This is a genomic window from Endozoicomonas sp. SESOKO2, assembly GCF_024606245.1.
Classification (GTDB): domain Bacteria; phylum Pseudomonadota; class Gammaproteobacteria; order Pseudomonadales; family Endozoicomonadaceae; genus Endozoicomonas_A.
The window spans coordinates 1-1,831 of sequence record NZ_JAHHPQ010000245.1; the positions used below are offsets into that span (position 1 = coordinate 1).

General features: G+C 45.4%; 2 protein-coding genes. Both read left to right on the forward strand.

Annotation, left to right across the window (positions count from 1 at the left end; translation table 11 throughout):
• The coding region (locus KDK17_RS05870; RefSeq protein WP_257287579.1) for an AraC family transcriptional regulator at nucleotides 1-956 on the forward strand (956 nt) is incomplete at its 5' end.
• Nucleotides 957-1,162: 206 nt separating this feature from the next.
• The coding region (locus KDK17_RS05875; protein ID WP_257287580.1) for a hypothetical protein at nucleotides 1,163-1,831 on the forward strand (669 nt) is incomplete at its 3' end.

Here is a 1,831-nt window from a genome sequence, read left to right on the forward strand (position 1 = left end):
AGAAACATGGGGTCAGTCCATTACCTCCCGAGCATTTTAATATTCCTCTTGAAAGCGGATCATACTGCGACAGGCCAATCCCTGTCGATGGCGCTCGCAAGTTGCTTTACTGGGCCGTAGAGCAGACGGATGAACCCCTGTTGCCTGTCGATCTGGGGCTTTCACTGCAACCGCTTGATTTCAAGTCACTGGGTATTGTCTTATGGAGCTCTGCATCACTCAGGCAACGAATTGAAAAACTGGAAACTTATCAGTCACTGATCACGACAACCACGCGAATCATCTTCAATGAAGCAGCCGGGACAGCGTCATTATTATTAATTGACAATGACGCTGTCGATAAACAGGTCAACCTGACCAAACACGGCATGATGGCCCTGGTGTCAGCGGTTGCCAGGGTAATACGCTGGGACCATGAAACTGAAATAACGATACACTTGCCATTTGAACAACCCACATACCATAAAAAACTCAAGGACAAGTTGGAGTGCACTCTGAAATTCTCCATGTCTCAGTATCGAATAGAATTCAGTGTCGATGCGCTGGATCTGCCTTTGCGGACCAGTGACCCGGAGTTACTTCAGGCAACTGAATCACTGGTACAGAAAAAACTGCTAATGATTGAACAAAAAAACCTCGTTTTAAGAGTCAGTCGCTCACTGCTGGAACTAAACCCGCTTATTCCGCCGACCACTTCTAAAATGGCCGGCCTGATGAATATAAGCGGTCGTACATTCCAGAGAAAACTGACAGAGCTGGGGCTGAGTTACCGGGAACTGGTTAACAAAATACGCCATGAAAAAGCCATTGCCCTGATTGAGTCCAGTGACACACCGCTGTCCACTGTCGCTTATGAGTTAGGATTTGGCGATTTAAGCAGCTTTTCAAGGGCATTTAAAAGCTGGACTGGCATGTCACCAAGGCAGTACCGAAATACCCAAGCCTCGGGCGTTTAGTCTTGAAACAGTTCGAAATATGATTCAAATCAACTCATTTAGTCACAGTCGGTAATAAACAAGTACATGGCGCGCCCTGTCAAGTTTTTAGTGGGCCATTGATGTAGAGTGAAGACCCTATCGTTTTCAAACAAGACCCTGCGTTTCCAATGTTTACGGGGCATTCATCAAATGGGTCACTATTAGCAGACAAAAAAGGAGTCACCGTGACTGCTCAATTTGATATCAAAAACTGGCAATCTACCTACGATCGTAAATGTTCACCCCTGGACGATGCGGCCAATGAAATCCAATCCGGGGACCGGGTCTGGATTGGTGGTGCCAATGGTATTGCCATTCCGGTTCTCAAACAGCTTTGCCATCGTAAAGATGAATTAAAAGACGTTGAATTATACGGCGCACTATTAATGTTTCCTTTTGATTTTCTCAAGGCAGAATTTAAAGGCCACATTAATTACAACTGCTTGTTTACCGGGCCACTGGAAAGAAAATTCCTGGGACCTCATGGCAATATAAAGATTAATTCTGTGCATTTTTCGCAGACACAGAGCTTTATGAAAAACATCATGAAGCCAAATGTTCTGCTGATGGAAGTTTCCCGGCCTGATGAAAATGGCTTTATGAGTCTGGGTCATATTGGTGCCCTGTTAGGCGACAGCGTTGTTGAAAGTACCGAAAAGGTTATAGTAGTTGTCAACGATCAGGTACCTTACCTTAAAGGTGAAAGTAACTTTATCCATGTGGATCAGGTTGACAAACTGGTTGAATGCAGCCACGAACTGCCCTTCGCGCCCCAGGCACAGCCAAGCGAACTGGAACAGAGTATTGCCAGCCACATTCTGCCTTACATTAATGATGGTGATACCATTCAAGTT